Genomic DNA, 21,166 nt, shown 5'->3' with positions numbered 1-21,166 from the left:
GGCCCTGCCGCCTGGTGCCTTGACGGCTTGCGGTGGCTGGTCGGGGCCTTGGTTGCGCTGCCAGAACAGCGAGGGCGATCCCGCAGGCACCACCTTCATTGCCCCCCTCGTGGCCAAGCGCGTGAACGCACCCGAGGTGGACGAGCTGCGTGAGGCCCGTGGCGACTGGCTGTTTGCTCGCCAAGGGGAGCAGTGGGGCGTGTTGGGCCCGGATGGCGGCTGGCGCGTCCCGCCCTTGACCGATTCGCCCGAAGCCATCGAGTGGCTGGATGATCAGGTCGTGCGCGTTTCCGTTCATGCGCAGGGTCAGCTCACGCATCAACTCTGGCACGTTGCCGGCGGGCGCGCTTTGACGCCGCCTCGTCGCGGCCAAAGTTGGCGCCTGGCTGCTGACCGATACCTGATTGCTGGCGAGCAGGCCGGCATGGAGCTGCTGGACGCCTCAGGCAGGGTGGTGCTGCGCACGCCATGGTGGGGCACCGACCCGCATGCCGAAGATGGCCTGGCGTGGACGAACCCGGGTCAGCAACTTGCGCGCCTGCTGCCCGACGGCACGCTGGCACCTGCGCCGGTGCACTCGCCGAACGGCAGCGAGCCCATGACCGAGGCAGGCGACGAGGCCGCCGATGCCCGCGCCGTTCGAGGATGGAAGCTTCGATTGAGCGCTCGCTGCGGGCAGCTCATCGTGCACGGCCCGAGCGGTCAGCAGACGTGGCCCAAGCAGCCCGTTCGCTGCCGCCAACCCTGAGGACCTCAACATGACACGCCACAACGCCCGACGCCTCATGGGCGCCATCGCCTTCACGCTGGCCGCCACCTGCGCGTTGCAAGCCCAGGCTTGTTGCCGAAGGTCGGTCGACCAGGGATACGAGCAGACCTACCTGGAGCGCCTGGCCCCCTCTGTGCAAGACAAGGCCATCGCTTCGGTGGGGGAAGGGGCGCACACCTACCGATTCGTGGTGCGCGATGCCCGCCAGCCCGACAGACCCTGGCGGCGAGCCCGCTACCAGGTCAGCACACGGGAAGGCGTGAAGTGGGAGGGAGGGCCCGATGCACACCAGGGCGTCACCGATGCACAAGGACGCACTGCCCTTTACCGCTCGAAGACACCGGTTGAACCGCAGGACTGGATGGTGTTGCCCCTGCTCGGGAAGGGGCCGCAGGGCATGACCTTCAGGCTCGTTGACCAGGACGACAACGGCGTGGCCGACCACCCCTACCTGATCGACGCAGAGGGCGGCGCGATCTTCTGTGGCCGATCCTTGCCTGGAGGGCACACGGCCCGCGTCCTGGATCGCAAGCCAACCACCATGCGCCTCTACACCAGCACGGACGAAGGGGAGTGCCGCAAGCTCGCGACTGCGCTCAACCCTGTCATGGCCCAGACCGATCCGCAGCGTCAGATCAAGGGCTTGCAAGGTCTGCTTCGCCAAGGCTGGTCGCCCACGTCGCAAGAGCGCGTCCGAAGCAAGCTCATGGATGTGTTGCTGGCGCATGGGTCAGGCAGCGAGATCCGAGCCTTGGTGAGCAACTGGCTGTCCGAGCCCGGCATCAGCCGCAAGGCGCTGGCCGATCGCCTCAACTCTGCGGGGTACGGTCTGGTCGATCAGCAGCCACCGAGGCTGCCCGAGCTGGCCGAGTCCTTGCTGGCCCAAGCCCTGACGCTCGACGCCACGCCGGCCATCCTGGATTCGCACGCCTGGGCCTTGCATGCCTTGGGCCGCCACGACCAAGCGCTGTCCGAGCTGGATGCCGCCATCGAAGGATTCCACCAGCGGTGTGAGCCCGACGACGAAGGCATGTACCAGGAGACGCTGACGCACCGGGCCCAAGTGCTGGCCGCTCTGGGGCGCAGCGAAGAGGCCTTGCAGCAAGCGGGCCATGGCGCACCCGCGCCAAAGGCTTGTGCCGAAACGCGTGATCAGCGCTTCCTGTCTGGCGAGCTTGCGATGCCTGCTGCGGTCAGATGATGCCCCCCCTACCCTGACCTCATCCTCCCCCCAAGCTTTGGGAGGCATGCGCAAGCCTTGAAGACTAGATTGACCTCACCAGGTCGATCTCTTCGTGTCGACCCTCAACGACAGGAGAGTCTTCATGGCCACCAAGCTTCAACAGGGCAAACCCACTGCCCTGAACATCGCGGTCCAAGTTCGTTTTCAAGCGACGTCGAACAACGCCCCCAAGGTCGACGCGCACGCCTACGTCTTCAGCTCCGAAGCCGCTCCGCTGGGCAGTGCGCCCATCAATGAAAAGGGTGAAGCCCGCTTCAGCATCCAGGCCATCGCAGCGGCCGACAACCTGCGGGTGCTCGTGGGCCCCAAGCTCGACGACAAGCAACCTGACCTTGACGAGCTTGTTCGCCGTGGCGCCATCGAACAGCACCTGGCTTATCGCCCCGGTCAGCGCGAGCTGGTGGCCAGCCTCACCGTCTTCGAACCCAACTGGTTGTGCTGGCTGCGCTCGGCCGTGTTCGTGCAGGGCCAGTTGCTCAAAAAGGTGACCATTGGCGGCCAGCAAGTCGACTTCCCCGTGTGCAACGCCACCGTCGAGGTCTACGAGGTCGATCCGCTCTACATCATCATCCCCAAGCTGCCGGTGCTGGTGATCGATCGCCTGCGCGACATCATCGCCAACGCCCGCATTCCCAAGCCCCTCATCGATGTGCCGGTGCGCGGCGGACCGGTGCCCATCCCGCAACCCGGGCCTGACCCGCTGCCCCTCGAATTCACGGGCGCGTCGCTGCGCAAGCTCAAGGGCAGCACCACGCTGGCCGCTCAAAGCCACGCCTTGACCGCAGACAGCTCCGCCACCCTCACCAAGCTGACCGAAGCCACCGAGTTGCGCTACCTCGCTCAGGCCGGCAGCACGCTGCAGTTCCAGCAGGCGCTGATCCAGAACCCGGTGCTGATCCGACCCTTGCTGTGCTGGCTCTACCCGCGTTTCGTGACCATGCAGCGCGTGGGCACCGCCACCACCGATGCCTGCGGCCACTTCCGAACGCTGTTCTTCCAGGGCTGCCACAACCACGACACGCCGGACCTCTATTTCAAGGCCACACAGCACATCTTTGGCCCGATCAAGGCCACCATTTACGCGCCCACGCCGGTGGCTTGTCACACCTGGTGGGACTACGCCTCGGGCACCGATGTCAAGCTCTACACATCCAGTCCCTTTGCCCACACGTGCGCGCCTTGCCCGCCGGTGGTGGGGCCGTCGGGCGCATCGCGCTGGGTTGCCTTCCTGGCCATCGGTGGCCTGCCGCTCAGCCAGGTCTACGGCGCGAGCAAGCACCTGCGCGACACGCGCCCCGCGTCCGAGGTGGCCGCTCGCTTCGGGCTCACTTCGGACGGGCGGCCCTTCGGTGGCCTGCTGCGCCCGCGCCTGCTGTTCGCCAACGAGCTCGAGTCCCTGGGCGTGCGTCATTACCAAGTCTCGTGGCGGCGCGGCGGCAGTGGCAGCTTCCAGCCGCTCAAAGACGGCATCCAGCATTACTACCGACACGACGTGCCCACCCCGACCGGGCCGGTGCCCGCCTGGACGCCCTACACGCTGGGCCCCAAGCCCGTGCCCAAAGGCGATGGCACCTTCGTGCCCGACCTGACGCAAATCCCCTACCCATCGGTGGCGCCGCAAGGCCTGTGGGACACGCCGCCGAGCGCCGGTGAGGTCGTCGAGCACCTCACCAGCGCCAAGCTGCCCAGCCACCTTTTCGTGCCGGGCCTGCGCTACAACGCCAACGGCAGCATCGTCTCCGGCACGAGCGACGAGAGCGGCCGCATCCAGATCAAGGTGGACTTGTTCGATGACGAGGGTGACCCCATCGACATCAACGCACTGGGCATCAAGTTCGTCGTGCCCGATGTGCCCGACCTCACCGGCACCATCTACACCACCGATGCGCAGCCGCTGGGCCTGGTTTCGGGCAACAGCCTCATCGTCACCCTGCACGTGGACAACAACGCCTGCTACGCGCAACTGCCCGCGCCCAGCGTGGGCAGCACCTTGGCCGACGAGTGCTGCGGCGTGCTGGAAGTGGACGATGGCGACGTGGTGTCGCTGCCTTACCAGGCCTGGCACCCGCATGGTTTCGCGCGCTACAGCTTCCAGACGGTGCGGGGCACGCGCGCGGTGCTCTCGCGCACGCAGGACCCTCTGGACACCAGCCGCGCGCCCACCGTGGACAACCCGGGCACGCCCCTGGTCAACGAGGACCCCTTCGGCGGCTCCCCCGCGACGATGACGGTGCACGAGCTGATGACCACCAACCTGCCTGCAGGCTGCAACCCGAACGGCTGCGTGGTGGCGGGCTTCAGCGAGACGCTGTACGTCGATTCGAGCGCCACCGATGGTTGGGGCAGCGAGCTGGGTTACGACGCCAGCGCGGTGAGGGCTTTTGTGCTCTCGAAGGTGGCCCTGCCGTCCGAGTGAGCAGGGCTTGCCGACCGGCGAGCGAGGGGGGCGGGTCAGGCCAGGCGAAGCCTCTCCGCCACCCACTCGTGGATGTCATCGACCTCGGCCATGCACAGCGAGTGGTCCATCGGGTAGCTGTGCCAGCTCACGTCGTAACCCAGCGCCACCAACGCATCGCGCGCCGCCGCGCCGCGCGTGATGCTCACCACGTCGTCTTCGCTGCCATGCGCCATGAAGATGGGCGTGTGCTGGTTGGCGGCGTGACGCTCGGCTGCGGTGGTGTCCGCCAGCGGCAGGTAGCCCGACATGGCCACCAGGCCCGCCAGCTTGTGCGGGCAACGCAGGCCCGTCATCAGCGTCATGGCACAGCCTTGCGAAAAGCCCATCAGCACGATGCGATCCGCTGGCACGCCGCGCGCCATCTCGCGCTCGATCAGCCACATCACCTGCACGTGCGCTTCGCGCAACGAGGCCTCGTCTTCGCGCTTGGGCCCACTGACCGGCAGGATGTCGTACCAGGCCTGCATGGGGTAGCCGTTGTTCAGGCTCACGCGCCGCACGGGCGCGCTGGGCAGCACGAAGCGAACGGGGCCCACCTCTTCGAGCGTGAGCTCGCCGCAAAAGGGCACGAAGTCGCTGCCATCGGCGCCCAGGCCGTGCAGGATGATGATGCTGGCCGTGGGGTTCGGGCCGGTTTCGATGTCTTGCGTGATCAGCATGGGGGTCCCTGTTGAATGCGGTTCAGCTCAGCCACTCGATGCCCGGCAACTGCGCGCATTCGCTGCGGATGATGCCGGCGATGTCCTGCATCCAGGGCTGTCCTGATTGCGCGCGTGGCCAGATGGCGTGCAGCTCGCTCCACAGGCCCTTGGACCCGATGCGCAAGCCCTGCACGTAGTCGTGCGAGAGGTAGCTTTGCAGCCCCCATGAGGGCAGGGCGGCAATGCCCCGTCGGCTGGCGGCCAGCTGCACGATGGCCACTGTGAGTTCGGCCGTGCGGCGTTGCAGCGCGATGCCGGCGGGCTGCAGCACCTCGCGGATGAGGTCGATGCGCTGCTCGGGCACCGGGTAGGTGATGAGCGTTTCGCCCTCGAAGTCCTTCGGGCTGAGGTGGCGCTTGTGGCGCATCGGGTGGTCGTTGGCCAGCACCGCCAGGATCTCGAATCGAAACAGCGGCAGCACCTGCCAGGGCCGCACGGCCTTGGGTCGCGAGCCGATGACCAGGTCGGCGCGGCCTTCCTTGAGCAGCGTCAGCGGGTCGGCGTGAAAGCCCGCCACCAGGTCCACCTCGACGCCCGGCCAGCGCTGGCGGAACTGGTGCATCACGGGCATGAGCCAGTCGAAGCAGGTGTGGCATTCGAGCGCGATGCGCAGCTCGCCGCTGGCCTGGCCGTTCATGCGCTGAAGGTCTCGCTCGGCCGCCTGCACCTCGGCCAGCACGGTGCGCGCCAGTTGCAGCAGCCGATCGCCAGCGGGCAGGAAGGTCAGGCCGTGCCGCGTGCGCTCGAACAGGGGCAGGCCGTGGTGCTCTTCCAGGGCGCGGATCTGGTGCGACAGGGCGGACTGCGTCAGGTGCACGCGCTCGGCGGCGGTGGCCAGCTTGCCGGTGTCGGCGATGGCCACGAGCGAGCGCAGGTGTCGGATGTCCAGCATGAGCGCCAATGACGAATTGATGAAATTGCATGCATTCTATTCATGCTTGGGTGGCAGGGCGAACCCGGTGAAGACAAGTCGGGCGGCGGACGGCACAATGGCCTGACCCCCTTCATTTGTGCATTTTTCACGGAGCCGTTTCCCCATGGGCCAGATGATCGAGGTCAGCCGTCCTGATGGCGGCAAGACCCCCGCCTACCTCGCGCCAAGCCCTTGCCCGGGCTCGCCGGCCGTCGTCCTGGTCCAGGAGTGGTGGGGGCTCAATGACCACATTCGCAGCGTGGCCGAACGCCTGGCCTCCGAGGGGTACACCGTGCTCTCCCCCGACCTGTACCGGGGCCGGGCAACCACCCAGGCAGACGAGGCCAATCACCTCATGGAGAGCCTGGATTTTGCCGATGCGATCCAGCAGGACATCGCGGGCTGCGTGATCCACTTGGCTGAAGGCGGGCGCAAGGTCGGCGTCACCGGGTTCTGCATGGGTGGGGCGCTCACGGTCGCGGCTGCGGCGCTGGTGCCGGGGCTGTCGGCGGCCGTGTGCTTCTACGGCATCCCGCCCAGGCAGGTGGCCGACCCCGCGCTCATCCGCATCCCCTTCATGGGACACTTCGCCACGCTCGACACTTGGTGCACGCCTGCTGCGGCGGCCTCCTTGGAGGCCGACATGCGTGCCGCCGGGCACTCGCCCGAGGTGCACCACTACGTGGCGCAACACGCTTTTTTCAACGATTCTCGCCGCGCCGAGGTGTACGACGCCGCGTGCGCAGAGTTGGCCTGGTCCCGCACGACCGCATTTTTCGCCCGGTACCTCGGAGGCTGAGCCCTTGGGCTTGGTCGATGCAGGCGCCACCTTTGTCTCAATCTTCCCGAGAGGAGCTTGCCATGCGTCCTGTGTCGTCCGAATTCATCCGATATGACGTCGGTGCCTGTGGTCCGGGTCTCAAGGGCTTGTTGTTGGTGGCCGACCGCGGGCGCGGCCTGTGCGCCATCCTCATGGGCGACGACGAGGGCGCGCTGGTCGAAGAACTGGCCGAGCGCTTTCCCCGCGCTCAGCTGATGCAGGACGAGGCCGAGCTGTCGGCGGCGCTGGACGCGGTGCAGACCATGCTGGCCGATCCCAGCCAGGGCCTGGACTGGCCGCTCGACCCGCTGGGCACCGAGTTCCAGCTGCAGGTCTGGGACGCGCTGCGCCAGATCCCGCCTGGGCAGACCGTGAGCTACACCGAGCTGGCCACGCGCATCGGCAAACCCGATGCCGTGCGCGCCGTTGCTTCCGCCTGTGCGGCCAACCCGCTGGCGGTGGTGGTGCCCTGCCACCGCGTCATCCGCAGCGATGGCGGGCTCTCCGGTTATCGCTGGGGGGTTGAGCGCAAGCAAAGTTTGCTCGAACGCGAGGGCCGTGGGTGAGCGCTTGCGCATGACGCCGTGATACCGTCAGGGGTGTTGTGGCGGGCCTGTGCCCGCCCCCCTTTGATGGCCCGGGAGTCGGATGAAAGTCAGCCAAGGCACGGTCGGCGCACTGGTTCTGGTGCTGGCCCTCGGTGCGGGCGCTTACGCTTGGTGGCAGCGCCCCACCTCCGTTGAAACCACGCAGGCCTCCAGCCGGCCGCTGGTGCGCACGCTTCAGTTCACGGCACGCGTGGCCACGCCCGCGAGGGTCGAATTGGGCACCACCCTGACCGGGCGCGTGGCCCGGGTCCTGGTGGACGAGGGCGATGCCGTGCGCGCCGGCGCGCCCCTGATCGAGCTGGAGACCGACGAGGCCCGTGCGGCGGCGCTGCAGGCCGACGCCTCACTCAAGCAAGCCGACGCCACCTTGCGCGCTGCCGAGCGGGACCTGCCCCGCACGCAGGAGCTGGTGGCCCAGGCCTTCTACAGTCAGCAAAAGCTCGATGACGCCCGCCGCGCCACCGACGTGGCCCGCGCCCAGCGCGATGCCGCACGCGCGGCCTTGCAAGCCGCACAAGCCAAGCTGGCTCAGCACGTGGTGCGGGCGCCTGCAGGGGCTCAGGTGCTGGTGCGCAACGTGGACCCGGGTCAGATCGTGCAGGCTGGCAAGGCCTTGCTGACCGTGTCGGTGCAAGGGCCGCTGGAGCTGGTGGCGCAGGTCGATGAGCGCTTCCTGGGGCAGCTGCAGGTGGGCCAGCCGGCGCGCGTGCTGGCCGATGCCTACCCCGGCCAGCCTTTCAGCGCACAGGTGTCTCGGCTGGCCCCCTCGGTGAACGCGCAAAGTGGATCCGTGGAGGTGCGCCTGTCGGTGACAGGGCAGCGCCCCGACTTCCTGCGCGAAGACATGACCTTGTCGGTCGAGGTGCGCACCGGTGAGCGCAGCGGCGCACGTGTGCTGCCTTTGCGGGCCTTGCGCTCGTCCAGCACCGACGGCGAGGGCGCCGAAGGTGAGGTCATGGTGCTGCGCGGTGGCCGAGCGGTGCTGCAGCCGGTGCAACTGGGCTTGCGCACGCTCACCGAGGTCGAGGTGCGCAGCGGTTTGAAAGATGGCGACGAGGTGGTGCTGGACCCGGTGGGCCTGGCCCCTGACGCACGCGTGCGAGCGCGTGCCAAGCGCTGAGCCGAAGTCACCCAGACCATGCGCTGGCTCCGTCAACCGCCCCTGGCCTTCGAGTTCAGCGTGGCCATCCGATTCCTCAAGGAAGGGCGTTTTCAGTCTCTGCTGATCGTGGTGGGCGTGGCCGCGGGTGTGGCCGTGGTGGCCTACATCTCGGCCCTGGTCAGTGGTCTGCAGGCCAACACGCTCAACAAGACCCTGGGGGCGCAGGCCCACATCGTGGTCTCGCCGCTCGAAGAGAAGGTGCTGCCAGCCTGGCAAGGCAGCGCCACCGAACGCCGCTTCACCGACACCCAGGCGCGTTCGCAGCGGCTGCGCACCATCGGCAACTGGCCGGCGGTGGAGGCGGCCTTGCAGCAGCGCCAGGGCGTGGCGGCGGTCTCGCCCATGGTGTCGGGGCCTGCGCTGGCACGGCGAGGCGAGGCCACGCGTTCGGTTGCGCTCAGCGGGGTCGAACTCGATCGCTACGACCGCATCGTCGGGCTGCGCGAAAAGCTGGTGGCCGGGGCCTTTCGCATCGGTCCGGGCGAAGCCCTGATTGGCAAAACCTTGGCCGAAGACCTGGGTGTGCGCGTGGGCGATCGCATCGTTGTCACCACCGACCAGCGCACCGACACCTTGCGCCTGAGCGGCCTGGTGGACCTGGGCATCCGCGACCTGAACCGCCGCGTGGTGATCCTGCCCTTGCGCACCGCCCAGACGCTGCTCGACTTGCCGGGGGGAGTGACGCAGATCGACCTGCGCGTTGACGACGTGTGGGCTGCGCAGGACCTGGCCCGCGCCCTGGCGCGCGAGTTGCCCACCAAGGTCGAGAGCTGGCAGGAGGCCAATTCGCAGCTGGTGACGGCGCTCAACGCGCAGAACATCAGCACCACCCTGATCCGATCGGTGGTGATGGTGGTCGTGGTGCTGGGCATCGCCAGCGTGCTGGTCGTTTCGGTGGTGCAGAAGCAGCGCGAGATCGGCATCTTGCGGGCCATGGGAGCACAACGGGGGCAGGTGTTGCGGCTGTTCCTGATCCAGGGCGCGCTGGTGGGCCTGATGGGCTCGGTGCTGGGCACCGGCCTGGCCATGGGCATGATCAAGGTCTTCACCACCTTCGTGCGAGGGGCGGACGGCCTGCCGCTGTTCAGCATCACCCTGCCGCTGTCGACCGCGCTGCAGACGGTGGCGCTGGCCTTCGTGGCGGGCCTGGTGGCGGCGGTGTTGCCGGCGCGCCGGGCCGCGCGCATGGACCCGGCGCAAGCCATCCGGATGTGAGCCCGATCGCATGACATCGCCCCTCCACGCACAAGCTGCTCACACCGCCGGCGCCGAGCTGGTGCAGATCGAAGGCCTGCACAAGGTCTACAACCAGGGCGAGCCCAACGAGATCGAGGTGCTGCATGGCCTGGACCTGCGCATCCGACAAGGCGAGTTCGCCGCGTTGATCGGCCCATCGGGTTCGGGCAAGAGCACGCTGTTGAACGTGCTGGGCTTGCTCGAGCGTGGCACGTCGGGCCGGTACACCCTGGCTGGCGAGGACGTCGCTCGCCTGGACGACGAAGGCCTGACACGCCTGCGCCGCGACACCCTGGGCTTTGTCTTCCAGTTTCACCACCTGCTGCCCGCGTTCACGGCCGAAGAGAACGTGAGCATGCCGGTGCGCTCGCGCGATGGCGTGGTCTCGCGCGCTCAGCGAGAGCGGGCGCGTGAGTTGCTGGCTGCAGTGGGCCTGGCTCACGCGCTGGAGCGCAAGCCGGCGCAGCTCTCGGGTGGCATGCAGCAGCGCGTGGCCATCGCGCGGGCGCTGATGCTCGAGCCGCCCTTGGTGCTCGCCGACGAGCCCACCGGCAACCTGGACACGGCCTCGTCATCCGAGGTGTTTGCACTGATGCGGGACATCCACCGGCGCGTGGGCACCACCTTCCTGATCGTGACCCACGACCCACGCCTGGCCGCCCGCTGCGACCGCGTCATCGAGCTGGTCGACGGCCGCATCGACCGAGACGGCTCGCCCGAAGCCGGCCTTCAGCAGGGATGAATTTCATTCAAGCCTGATTGAAAACATGTCGCTTGATTCAAGCGGCCTGCTTGCCCACACTGCCTCCCATCTCAGGAACCAGGCAGTCAGAAGGCCAGCATGAATCAGCACAACCCCCACACCCCCGCCCACATCCTGGGCTTTCCGCGCATTGGCGCGCAGCGCGAACTCAAGTTCGCCCTCGAAAGTTTTTGGCGCGGTGAGCGCAGCGAGGCCGAACTGCGTCGCACGGGTGCCGAGCTGCGCCAGCGCCACTGGGCCCTGCAACGCGAGGCCGGGCTCGACGCCGTCACCGTCGGCGACTTCGCCTGGTACGACACCACCCTGACCCTGGCCGCCACGCTGGGCGCCTTGCCCGCGCGCTTCGGCTTTGATGCGCGCACGCTGAGCCTGGTTCAGCACTTCGAGCTGGCGCGTGGCAACGCCGCCCAGCCGGCCATGGAAATGACCAAGTGGTTCGACACCAACTACCACCAACTGGTGCCCGAACTCACACCCGACACCGCGTTCGCGGGCGGTGTGAACTGGCTGCTCGACGAGGTGGACGAGGCTCAAGCGCTTGGTCACCGCGTCAAGGCCGTGCTGCTCGGGCCTGTCAGCTTCCTGTGGTTGTCCAAGGGCCATGGCGAGCACGCCGGCTTCGATCGCCTGAGCCTGCTGCCGCGCGCGGTGCAGGCCTACCGCCGCGTGTTGCAGGGCTTGCGCGAGCGAGGGGTCGAATGGGTGCAGGTCGATGAGCCCGCTTTGTGCCAGGACCTGCCTGCCGACTGGCTGGCCGCCTTCCAGCCGGCCTACGACGAGCTGGCGGCGGACCTGCGCGGATCGGGCACGAAGCTGATGCTGGCCACCTACTTCGACACCGCTGCAGACCACGCGGTGCTGGCGACCCAGTTGCCTGTGCAGGGCTTCCACATCGACCTGGTGCGGGCGCCGCAGCAGCTCGATGCCTGGTCGGCCGCCTTGCCAGCCACCGCTGTCCTGTCGGTGGGCGTGATCGACGGGCGCAACATCTGGCGCAGCGACCTGGACCGCGCACTGGGCTTGCTGCAGCCGCTCAAGGCCCAGTTGGGCGAGCGCCTGTGGGTGGCGCCATCTTGCTCGCTGCTGCACGTGCCCGTGTCGCTGGACCACGAGGTCAAGCTCGACGCCGAGGTCAAAGGCTGGTTGGCGTTCGCCACCGAGAAGCTGCAGGAGTTGCGCGTCATCGCCCGCTCGCTCAACGAGGGCAGCCAGGCCGTGTCCACCGAGCTCGAACAACAGCGGCGCGCCCTCGCCAAGCGCCGCACCTCCGGCCGCGTCACCAACCCGGTCGTGCAAAAGCGCCTGGCCCAGCTCACAGCCGACATGGCCCAGCGACACAGCCCCTTCGTGCAGCGCCAGGCCGTTCAACGCGAGGCCCTGCAACTGCCCGACTGGCCCACCACCACCATCGGCTCCTTCCCGCAGACCACGTCGATCCGCCAGGCGCGATCGGCCTGGCGCAAGGGCGAGCTCTCGGCCACCGACTACCTGCAGCGCATGCGCGCCGAGATCGAGCACGCGGTCAGGCAGCAGGAAGCCTGGGGCCTGGACGTGCTGGTGCACGGCGAGGCCGAGCGCAACGACATGGTCGAGTACTTCGGCGAGCAGCTGTGGGGTTATGCCTTCAGCGACAACGGCTGGGTGCAGAGCTATGGCTCGCGTTGTGTCAAGCCGCCGGTGCTGTACGGCGATGTGTTCCGCCCCGAGCCCATGACGGTCGAGACCACGCGCTACGCGCAGTCGCTCACCGATCGGCCCATGAAGGGCATGCTCACCGGCCCGGTCACGATGCTGCAGTGGTCCTTCGTGCGCGACGACCAGCCGCGCGAGACCACCGCGCTGCAACTGGCCCTGGCCATCCGCGAAGAGGTGGCCGACCTGGAAAAAGCCGGCATCCGCGTGATCCAGATCGACGAGCCAGCCTTCCGTGAAGGCCTGCCGCTGCGCCGAGGTGACTGGGCGGTGTACCTCGACTGGGCCGTGCGCGCCTTCAAGGTCTCGTCGTGCTGCGTGCGCGACGAGACCCAGGTGCACACCCACATGTGCTACTCGGAGTTCAACGACATCCTGCCCAGCATCGCGGCGATGGATGCCGACGTCATCACCATCGAGACCTCGCGCTCGGCGATGGAGCTGCTCGACGGCTTCGGTGCCTTCCACTACCCCAACGAGATCGGGCCCGGGGTGTACGACATCCACTCGCCACGCGTGCCATCGGTCGAAGCCATGGTGCGACTGTTGCGCCGTGCCGCCGAGGTCGTACCGGCTGAGCGGCTGTGGGTCAACCCCGACTGCGGCCTCAAAACCCGAGGCTGGGTGGAGACCGAAGCCGCGCTGCGCAACATGGTCGCAGCCGCCGGCGTGCTGCGGCGCGAGGCGGGCCTTCAGCGCGCGGCCTGAGCCGTTTGGACGCACCAGCTTGGTGATGTTGTGAACCACCTCAGTGAAAGTGATCACGTTTGACGCAAACCGTTCGGTAAGTAACACGAGGTCACGCTTCTGACGCCCATGCGTCGAACGCCAGTCGATACAGTCGCACCCCATGGACAGCCAGGTGACCTGGCGTCCTCAGTTCATGGCGGAGGCGGCTTTGCAGGCGATCGAGACACAAGCGGAACCAGGTCAGGCACAGGCCGAGGTGGGCCTGAAGGGCGCCATGGCCATGGGCGCGGTGGCCGCCGTGGCCTTGAGCGCTTGCGGTGCGGGCTCTCAAGGCTTCGAAGCCATGACCGCCGAGCGCGCTGCCCGCCTGCTCAACCAGGGTGGCCTGGGCTCCACGCCCTCGGAGGTCAACGAGATCCTGGACCAGGGCGCAGAGACCTGGTTCGAGGCGCAAAAGCGCATGCCCATCGGGCTCTCGATCTGGCAGTGGGCCACCGACCATGGCCACGCCAACCGCGCCTTGGCCCGCAGCGACTTCGGCCTGGACCAGGCCCTGTGGTGGCGCTTGTGCAACTCGCAGGACGTGATGCGCCAGCGCATGGTGCTGGCGCTCAGCGAGATCTTCGTGGTCTCGCCGCTGAACATGGTGGCCTACTGGCGCCAGTTCGGCTGCATCGCGTGGTGGGAGCTGCTGGAGCAACATTGCTTTGGCAACTTCCGCGACCTGCTCACGCACGTCACGCTGTCGCCTGCCATGGGCGTGTACCTGAGCATGCGCGGCAGCGCCAAGGAAACGCCCGCCGGCCGCCGCCCCGACGAGAACTACGCGCGTGAGCTGCTGCAGCTGTTCACCATCGGGCTGCACGAGCTCAACACCGATGGCTCGCCCATTCAGCCCCTGACCGAAACCTACGACGCCGACACCGTCGGTCAGCTCGCGCGTGCACTCACTGGTTGGGATGTCGACGGCTTCAACCCCTTCGACCCGGAAGGCGCTTTCGAGTACTGGCGCAAGCCCATGGTCTTTCATGCCGATCGCCATGCCGCGGGTGACAAGCGCGTGCTGGGGGTCAACATCCCCGACGGCACGCCAGGCCCCGAGGCCCTGCGCCTGGCCCTGGACGCCGTGTTCGCCCACCCCAACGTCGGGCCCTTCATCTCGCGCCAGCTGATCCAGCGGCTGGTGACCAGCAACCCGAGCCCCGCCTACGTTCGGCGCGTGGCCCTCACGTTCGAGAACAACGGCGCGACGACGCCGGTGCGTGGCGACCTGGCCGCCGTGTTGCGCGCCGTGCTGTCCGACCCCGAGGCCCGGCCTGAGAAAACCGAGCCCGCCGCCGGCGCCATCAACGTGCAGACCGACGGCAAGCTGCGCGAGCCGCTGCTGCGCCTGTTGCAGTGGTTGCGCCTGAGCCGCGCCACCTCCACCGACGATCGCTGGAGCGTGCCTGACCTGTCTGGCACCGACATGATCGGGCAGGCCCCGCTGCGCGCGCCCTCGGTGTTCAACTTCTTCCGGCCGGGTTACGTGCCGCCCAACAGCGAGGTCGCCCGCCTGGGCATGGTGGCGCCCGAGTTCCAGGTCACCAACGAGTCGACGGTGATCGGCTACGCCAACTTCCTGCGCAACGTGCTGCCGTTCGGCGGCGCCGGCATCTTGCCCAACTACGAAGACTGGCTGCTGCACGCCGACGAGGTGCCCACCCTGGTCGACAAGCTCGATTTGCACCTCACCGGCCGCATGCTCTCGCGCCCCACGCTCGACACCATCGTGCAGGGCGTCAGCTCGATCACCGGTCAGTCCAGCAACGAGCGCCGCAACCGCGTGCTGGCTGCCTTCTTCCTGATCATGACCTGCCCCGAGTACCTGGTGCAGCGCTGACATCCACTCGCCTAGACCTTCGCCATGAACGACCACTCGCCCAGCCGTCGCGCCTTCCTGCAACGCACCGCTTGGCTGTCAGCTGCCGGGGCGGCCGCCCCCTTCGCGATGAACCTGGCCACGATGGCCGAGGTCGCGGCGCAGACCTCTGGCGCGGGCGACTACAAGGCGCTGGTGTGCGTGTTCATGCAGGGCGGCAACGACCATGGCAACACCCTGTTGCCGGCCGATGCCACCAGCCACGCGGCCTATGCCAAGGCGCGCGGTGACCTGGCCCTGCCACTGGCCAACCTGGCGGGCACCACGTTGAGCACCGATGCGTCAAGCAACCTGGGCGGCCGGCAGTTGGCCCTGGCGCCTGCGCTGCAGCCGCTCAAGGCCCTGTACGACGGTGGCCGCCTGGCTGGCTTGCTCAACATTGGCACGCTGGTCGAGCCGACCACGTTGGCGCAGTACAAGTCTCAGTCGGTGCCGCTGCCACCCAAGCTGTTTTCGCACAACGATCAGCAAGCCGCCTGGCAGTCGCACGGCGCCGAGGGCACCTCGGCTGGCTGGGGTGGTCGGGTGGTCGATGCCGCTTTGTCGAACAACGGCCAGGCTTCGCTGACCTGCATCAACACCTCGGGCAACGCCGTGTTCGTGGCGGGCGAGCAGGCCGTGCCTTTCATGGTCAACCCCGCTGGCGTGCCGGCCGTGGCCGCGCTGGGCGGTGGCATGTTCGGCTCGGCGGCTTGCGAGCAGGCCTTCCTCAAGTTGGTGACGCAAACCAGCCAGGCCCACGTGCTGGCCGCCGAACACGCCAAGGTGATGAAGCGGGCCCTGGACACCAACGGTCAGTTGCGATCGGCCCTGTCGGGCGCGCCGGCCTTGAACACGGTCTTCGATGCCGACGGCCTGTCGCGGCAGTTGGCCATGGTCGCCAGGTTGATGTCGGTGCGCGCCACGCTGGGCATGAAGCGCCAGGTGTTCTTCGTGCAGCTCGGTGGTTTCGACCTGCACGACAACTTCGCGGCGCGCCACCCGGTGTTGCTGGGGCAGGTGGCGCAGGGCCTGAGCCGCTTTCAGCAGGCGCTCGACGAGATGGGCCTGGCGCAGCAAGTCACCACCTTCACCGCCAGCGACTTCGGGCGCACGCTCAGCAGCAACGGCGATGGCTCCGACCATGGCTGGGGCTCGCACCACTTCGTGATGGGCGGCGCGGTGCAAGGCCAGCGCCTGTTCGGCACCTTGCCCGATGCCGGCCTGGGTGGCAGCCACGACGTGGGCCAAGGCCGCCTGCTGCCGACGATGGGCGTGCAGCAGTTGGCTGCGGCGCTGGGGCGCTGGATGGGCGTGGGCCCTTCGGACCTGGGCCTGGTGGCACCGGGCCACTCTGTCTTCGACGCGACAGTGCTGTCCGGCCTGATGAAGACCTGATGCGGCCCGAGGGGCGCTTGCACTAGGATGTCGCCCTGTCTGAACAGGAGCCTCCCAGATGTCCGCCCGCCCCAACCAACTCTCCCGCACCGTGGCCAAGCTGCAGGGCCTGCCCCTGATCGGCCAGTGGGCCACCAGCTTCGCGCTGGGCCGCGTGGTGCCCTTCGTGGGCACGTCCGGGCTGAAGTACGAGGTCATCAGCAGCCAGCGCGTGGTCGTGCGCATCCGCAACCAGCGCAAGGTGCAGAACCACATCAAGGGCGTGCACGCCGCCGCCATGGCCCTGCTGGCCGAGACCGCCACGGGCTTTTGCGTGGGCATGAACCTGCCCGACGACAAGCTGCCCCTGATCAAGACGATGAAGATCGACTACGTGCGCCGCTCGCAAGGCGACATGGTGGCCGAAGCCAGCCTGCGTCCTGAGCAGATCCAGCAGATCCTCAGCCAGGACAAGGGCGAGGTGGTCGTGCCGGTGGTGATCAAGGACGAGTCCGGCGAGCAGCCCATCCAGGCCGAGATGACCTGGGCGTGGGTGCCCAAAAAACGGGGTTGATGCCACGGCGCTGACCCAAGGTGGAGCGCTGGGAGTTCGGTGGCCGGGCGCGGCCGCTTGACCGCGCGTTCAGCCCGCAACCGATGGCGCGTGGCGCTTGACAGCTGCCACCAGCGCTTCCAACTCGATCGGTTTGACCACCAGGTCAACCATGCCGGCGTCGCGGCACTTGTGGTGCTCCTCGGCCATGGCGTGCGCGGTCTGTCCGATCACCGGCAGGTCGGGGGCGAAGGCCCGGATCAGCCGTGTGGCTTCGTAGCCGTCCATGCCTGGCATCTGGATGTCCATGAGCACGACGTCGAAGGCGTTGCGCCCCTGCGTTTGAAGGCGAACCAGCGCGTCGGCGCCACCATCGCACATGGTGACCTGCGCGCCTTCGATGGCCAGCAGCTCGGTCAGCACCAACTGGTTGACGGCGTTGTCTTCTGCGGCCAGCACGCGCAGGCCGCTCAGGCGCCGGGTGTGCGCCACAGGGGCGAGCTCGGGCTCGCCGAGTGGAACGGCGCCGCTGACCGCAGGCTCGTCGGTCACCAGCGGCAAGCAAACCTCGAAGCGCGTGCCCGCGCCCACCTCGCTGTGCGTGCGGATGTCGCCTCCCAGCATCTCCACCAGCCGGCGAGAAATCGTCAGGCCCAGCCCGGTTCCACCGAAGCGGCGCGTGGTCGAGCCGTCGGCCTGCTCGAAAGGCCGGAACAGCCGCTCGACCTGGCCTGGCCCCATGCCGATGCCGGTGTCGGTGACGGCCAGCATGAGTTGCCCGTCCCGGGCGCAGGCACTCAGGCAGACCTCACCCTGGTGCGTGAACTTCACGGCATTGGACAGCAGGTTCAGCAGCACTTGCTCGAGCCGCAGGGCGTCGCTGACGAAGGTGTTCGGCAGGCTGGCGTCGAGGTCCAGGCGCAAGCTCAGGCCCTTTTCATCGGCTCGATCGCGCACCGTGGCCAGCGAGCGATCGAGCAGCTCTCTCAGGCGCAATGGTTGCAGCTCGATGCGCAGCTTGCCGGCTTCGATCTTGGAGAAATCGAGGATGTCGTTGATGATCCCCAGCAGCAAACGGCCCGAGGCGTTGATCTGCTCGAAGACCTGGCGTGCGTGGCCATCGTGGTCGCGCAGCCCGATTTGAGCCAGTCCCAGCACCCCGTTGAGCGGCGTGCGGATCTCGTGGCTCATGTTGGCCAGGAACTCGCTCTTGATGCGGCTCAGGCGTTCTGCCTCCTGCCTGGCCGCTTCCAGCTCGGCGGTGCGCTCGCGCACCGTTTGCTCCAGGTGCTCCTGGTGCGCCTGCAGCTCGGCGCGTGCCTGCTGCACCTCGCTGATGTCCTGGATGGCACCTTCGATGCGCACCACGCGACCGTCCTGCCAGATGGGCTCACCCTGCGTGCGGATCCACTTGGTCTTGCCCTGGGAGCTGGTCAGCTGCAGCTCCAGCGAGTAGGGCTGCCCGTGCTGGATCGCGCGTTGGATGGCCTGCGAGATCTGATCGTGGTCTTGTCCCTGGAAGTAACTCAGGCCACCCTGAAAGGACAGCGCCTCGGGGCGCGAAGGGTCCAGGTCCAGGATGCGGGCAGCGCCATCGGTGCGGGTGCCCACGCCCGTGGCGACGTCAATGCTCCAGCCGCCCACCTTGGCCAGCGTGCTCATGCGGTCGAGCAAGGCCTGCTTGTCGCGCAGGGCCAGCTCGTTGCGCCGGCGGTCGGTGACGTCCAGCGCCAGGCCGATGACCACCGTGCCGCTCAGGGTCTCCAGCCCGCGACCGTGCACGTCCAGCTCGATCTTGCTGCCATCGCGCCTCAAGCCCGAAAAGCCGTAGCTGACCTCTTTGCCGGGCTGGTCGAAGCGAAGCTGCAGGTGCTGGCGCACCTTTTCGCGGTCCACGGGGTCGACCAGGTCATCGACACTCAGGTTGCCGATGATCTGGCTGGGGTGGTCGTACCCCAGCATCCGGGCGAAGGCCGGGTTCACGTAGACGAAACGGTTCTGCTGGATGATGTAGATGCCGGCCAGCGTCTGCTCGACCAGTGCCAGGAACTTGCTGTTGCCCGAACGCCGCTCGGCCCGCTGCATCCACTCGATGCTCACGCTCACCAGCAGACCCATGGCCACGAAGATGCCCATGGCGATCATGCCGGAGGGTTTGTGCGTGGCCCAGTTGGGGTGCGTGGGAGCGAACACCACCCAGGCCAGGGTGGCCGACACCCCCGTGGCTGTTGCGCTGGCCACCCAGCCGCCCAGCCATGCCGATGCCAGCACCGCGGGGTAGCCCAGCACCCAGGCAAAGGGACGCAGGTGCTCCCAATAGGTCCATTGCACCAAGGCGGCCAGAGACGGGATGGTCAGGCCCCATGCGATGGCCAACCAGGGGTTGTGGTCGCCGGGCTGGTCACCGAACTGGATGTCGACATCGGCGTCTGCCGGCGCGTTCATCAAGGTGAACCAGAGGATGGCGGTCGTGGCGAGCACGAACACCAGGCCCTTGAGCATGCCGTAGCGAGCCAGGGTGTGTGGGTCGCTCAACTGTGCCAGCAGGCTGTCTGACAGGAAGATCCAGGCGGCCGCGAACACCAGGTAGGCGACGGCGGCCTTGAGACCGTACAGCTTGCGACGAGAAACCGGCATCCGTGCTCCTTGCCCAATGGCTTGGGGCGCAATTATCCGGTCAGCTGGGGACGAGCAACCCCGGGATCAGCCGGGTGTTCGCCCGGGGTTCGTCGGGGTTTCAGCCAGCTTGAACGCGCGCGGTCAGGGCCTTGCCGCTCTTGAGCCCCAATTTCTTCATCAGCGCCTGGTCCGCGTCGAACTCGGGGTTGCCGGTGGTCAGCAGTTTGTCACCATAAAAGATGGAGTTGGCGCCAGCCAGGAAGCACATGGCCTGCACGGCTTCGCTCATGGCCTGGCGGCCGGCCGACAGGCGCACGCGGGCCGTCGGCATGGTGATGCGCGCCACGGCGATGGTGCGCACGAACTCCAGCGGGTCCAGCGGCGGTGTGTCGGCCAGCGGCGTGCCGGGCACGCGCACCAGGTCGTTGATGGGCACGGACTCGGGGTAGGTGGGCAGGTTGGCGAGCTGGGCGATCAGGCCGGCTCGGCCTTCGCGGGTCTCGCCCATGCCGACGATGCCGCCGCTGCAGACCTTCAAATTGGCCTTGCGCACGTGTTCAAGCGTGTGCAGGCGGTCTTCCAGGTCGCGCGTGGTGATGATGTCGCCGTAGAGCTCGGGCGCGGTGTCGAGGTTGTGGTTGTAATAGTCGAGGCCGGCGTCCTTGAGCGACTGGGCCTGGGTGTCGGTCAGCATGCCCAGGGTGCAGCAGGCCTCCAGGCCTTCGTCCTTGATCACACCGATGAGCTCGGCCACCTTCTCGATGTCGCGGTCCTTCGGCGCGCGCCAGGCGGCGCCCATGCAGAAGCGGCTGGCGCCGGCGTCGCGCGCGGCGATCACGGCCTCGCGCACTTCAGCTGGCGACATCAGCTTGCTGGCTTCGACGCCCGTGTCGTAGGACTGTGACTGTGGGCAGTAGCCGCAGTCTTCGGGGCAGCCGCCCGTTTTGACCGACAGCAGCGTGGCGTGCTCGATCTCGTTGGCGTCCCAGTGCTGGCGGTGCACCTGCTGGGCCTGCCAGAGCAGGTCGTTGAAGGGCAGGTTGAAGAGGTCCAGCACCTTCGAGCGCGGCCAGCGGCCGTTGTCGAAGTTCGGGTCGGTGCAGTCACCGCCGCAGCCGTGGGCGTTCAGCACGGGCTTCTTGGGCACGAGCTGGATGGGGCGTTCGGCGGTGGCCGGGGCGCTGGTCGGCTGGGCGGAGGTGGAGCAGGAGGTCATGGAATTCGATCTCACCGGGTGAAAGGCGGCGGCAGACGTCACAGAGCCGCAGTGTAGTCCGGATGACGCGCACGTCAGTCTACGGGGAGATCCCGGGGTTAAGCTCGGCCCATGCGATTCGAACACCTCATCGAGATCAACGCACCCCAGGTCGGCTTGCCCGTGGTGGCGCCCACGTTCACCCGCGAGCAGCTCTGGCGCGGGTTGATGCAGCGCGTGCAGTCCCCCCAGCGTTTTCCGATGGGACCTGACCGCTGCGAGTGGCAGGAAACCGAGCCGGGCGTGTTCCGGCGCACCGTGCATTTCGGCGCCCACGTGATGCACGACGAGGTGCGCACGGAGACCGGGCAAAAGATGGTTTTCACCCCCGAGGCCCACGGTGACACGGCGCCCATCCGGCTGACCATGGCCATCGAAGAGCCGCGCGCCGGCCAGATGGTGCTGCG

17 protein-coding genes are annotated in these 21,166 nt (G+C 67.8%); 13 read left to right on the top strand and 4 right to left on the bottom strand.

The features are described from left to right. The 3 genes from B2W70_RS08645 to B2W70_RS08635 all read left to right on the top strand — a co-directional run. Positions 1-748: hypothetical protein (locus tag B2W70_RS08645; protein ID WP_286744842.1), on the top strand; the 748-nt coding region annotated here is incomplete at its 5' end. Between the two features lie 10 nt (positions 749-758). Next, the gene (locus tag B2W70_RS08640; RefSeq protein ID WP_286744839.1) at positions 759-1,970 is read left to right on the top strand and encodes a hypothetical protein; all 1,212 of its coding nucleotides are present in this window, start codon (positions 759-761) and stop codon (positions 1,968-1,970) included. Positions 1,971-2,094: 124 nt separating this feature from the next. After that, positions 2,095-4,428, top strand: coding sequence for a hypothetical protein (locus tag B2W70_RS08635; protein ID WP_286744836.1), 2,334 nt, complete (start codon positions 2,095-2,097; stop codon positions 4,426-4,428). A 35-nt stretch (positions 4,429-4,463) separates the two neighbouring features. On the opposite strand, the gene B2W70_RS08630 is transcribed toward B2W70_RS08635, so the two are convergent. After that, positions 4,464-5,129, bottom strand: coding sequence for an alpha/beta hydrolase (locus B2W70_RS08630; protein WP_286744834.1), 666 nt, complete (start codon positions 5,127-5,129; stop codon positions 4,464-4,466). A 22-nt stretch (positions 5,130-5,151) separates the two neighbouring features. Then, positions 5,152-6,063: a LysR substrate-binding domain-containing protein gene (locus B2W70_RS08625; protein WP_286744833.1), complete on the bottom strand. Its 912-nt coding sequence runs from the start codon at positions 6,061-6,063 to the stop codon at positions 5,152-5,154. 145 nt (positions 6,064-6,208) lie between these two features. Between B2W70_RS08625 and B2W70_RS08620 the strand changes: the two genes are divergently transcribed. The 9 genes from B2W70_RS08620 to B2W70_RS08580 all read left to right on the top strand — a co-directional run bounded on the left by B2W70_RS08620 (position 6,209) and on the right by B2W70_RS08580 (position 16,906). After that, positions 6,209-6,883, top strand: a complete 675-nt coding sequence (locus tag B2W70_RS08620) for a dienelactone hydrolase family protein (RefSeq protein WP_286744830.1) — start codon at positions 6,209-6,211, stop codon at positions 6,881-6,883. A gap of 62 nt (positions 6,884-6,945) precedes the next feature. Further along, the gene (locus tag B2W70_RS08615; RefSeq protein ID WP_286744829.1) at positions 6,946-7,470 is read left to right on the top strand and encodes a methylated-DNA--[protein]-cysteine S-methyltransferase; all 525 of its coding nucleotides are present in this window, start codon (positions 6,946-6,948) and stop codon (positions 7,468-7,470) included. A gap of 82 nt (positions 7,471-7,552) precedes the next feature. After that, complete coding sequence (locus B2W70_RS08610; RefSeq protein WP_286744826.1) at positions 7,553-8,632, top strand: efflux RND transporter periplasmic adaptor subunit; 1,080 nt, start codon at positions 7,553-7,555, stop codon at positions 8,630-8,632. An 18-nt stretch (positions 8,633-8,650) separates the two neighbouring features. Beyond that, positions 8,651-9,889, top strand: coding sequence for an ABC transporter permease (locus B2W70_RS08605; RefSeq protein ID WP_286744824.1), 1,239 nt, complete (start codon positions 8,651-8,653; stop codon positions 9,887-9,889). A gap of 10 nt (positions 9,890-9,899) precedes the next feature. Further along, positions 9,900-10,652, top strand: coding sequence for an ABC transporter ATP-binding protein (locus B2W70_RS08600; RefSeq protein ID WP_286744822.1), 753 nt, complete (start codon positions 9,900-9,902; stop codon positions 10,650-10,652). Between the two features lie 99 nt (positions 10,653-10,751). Beyond that, complete coding sequence (gene metE / locus B2W70_RS08595) at positions 10,752-13,073, top strand: 5-methyltetrahydropteroyltriglutamate--homocysteine S-methyltransferase (RefSeq protein ID WP_286744819.1); 2,322 nt, start codon at positions 10,752-10,754, stop codon at positions 13,071-13,073. A gap of 142 nt (positions 13,074-13,215) precedes the next feature. Beyond that, the gene (locus B2W70_RS08590) at positions 13,216-14,937 is read left to right on the top strand and encodes a DUF1800 domain-containing protein (protein WP_286744816.1); all 1,722 of its coding nucleotides are present in this window, start codon (positions 13,216-13,218) and stop codon (positions 14,935-14,937) included. Between the two features lie 24 nt (positions 14,938-14,961). After that, positions 14,962-16,353, top strand: coding sequence for a DUF1501 domain-containing protein (locus B2W70_RS08585; RefSeq protein ID WP_286744814.1), 1,392 nt, complete (start codon positions 14,962-14,964; stop codon positions 16,351-16,353). Positions 16,354-16,411: 58 nt separating this feature from the next. Next, on the top strand, positions 16,412-16,906 hold the full coding sequence (locus B2W70_RS08580; RefSeq protein ID WP_286744811.1) for a DUF4442 domain-containing protein: 495 nt from the start codon (positions 16,412-16,414) through the stop codon (positions 16,904-16,906). A 69-nt stretch (positions 16,907-16,975) separates the two neighbouring features. Here the strand turns inward: B2W70_RS08580 and B2W70_RS08575 are convergent, their stop codons facing one another. Both B2W70_RS08575 and bioB read right to left on the bottom strand, forming a co-directional pair. Continuing rightward, entirely contained in the window at positions 16,976-19,522 is a 2,547-nt protein-coding gene (locus B2W70_RS08575) for an ATP-binding protein (protein WP_286744808.1), read from the bottom strand. A gap of 100 nt (positions 19,523-19,622) precedes the next feature. Beyond that, positions 19,623-20,720, bottom strand: a complete 1,098-nt coding sequence (gene bioB / locus B2W70_RS08570; RefSeq protein ID WP_058087035.1) for a biotin synthase BioB — start codon at positions 20,718-20,720, stop codon at positions 19,623-19,625. A gap of 111 nt (positions 20,721-20,831) precedes the next feature. Here bioB and B2W70_RS08565 point away from each other — a divergent pair. Continuing rightward, positions 20,832-21,166: AtaL-like protein (locus B2W70_RS08565; RefSeq protein WP_286744805.1), on the top strand; the 335-nt coding region annotated here is incomplete at its 3' end.

Origin of the sequence: Aquabacterium sp. UBA2148, assembly GCF_002328915.1 — a bacterium.
Classification (GTDB): Bacteria; Pseudomonadota; Gammaproteobacteria; order Burkholderiales; family Burkholderiaceae_C; genus Aquabacterium; species Aquabacterium parvum.
This window is presented reverse-complemented; position numbering and strand designations above follow the sequence as displayed.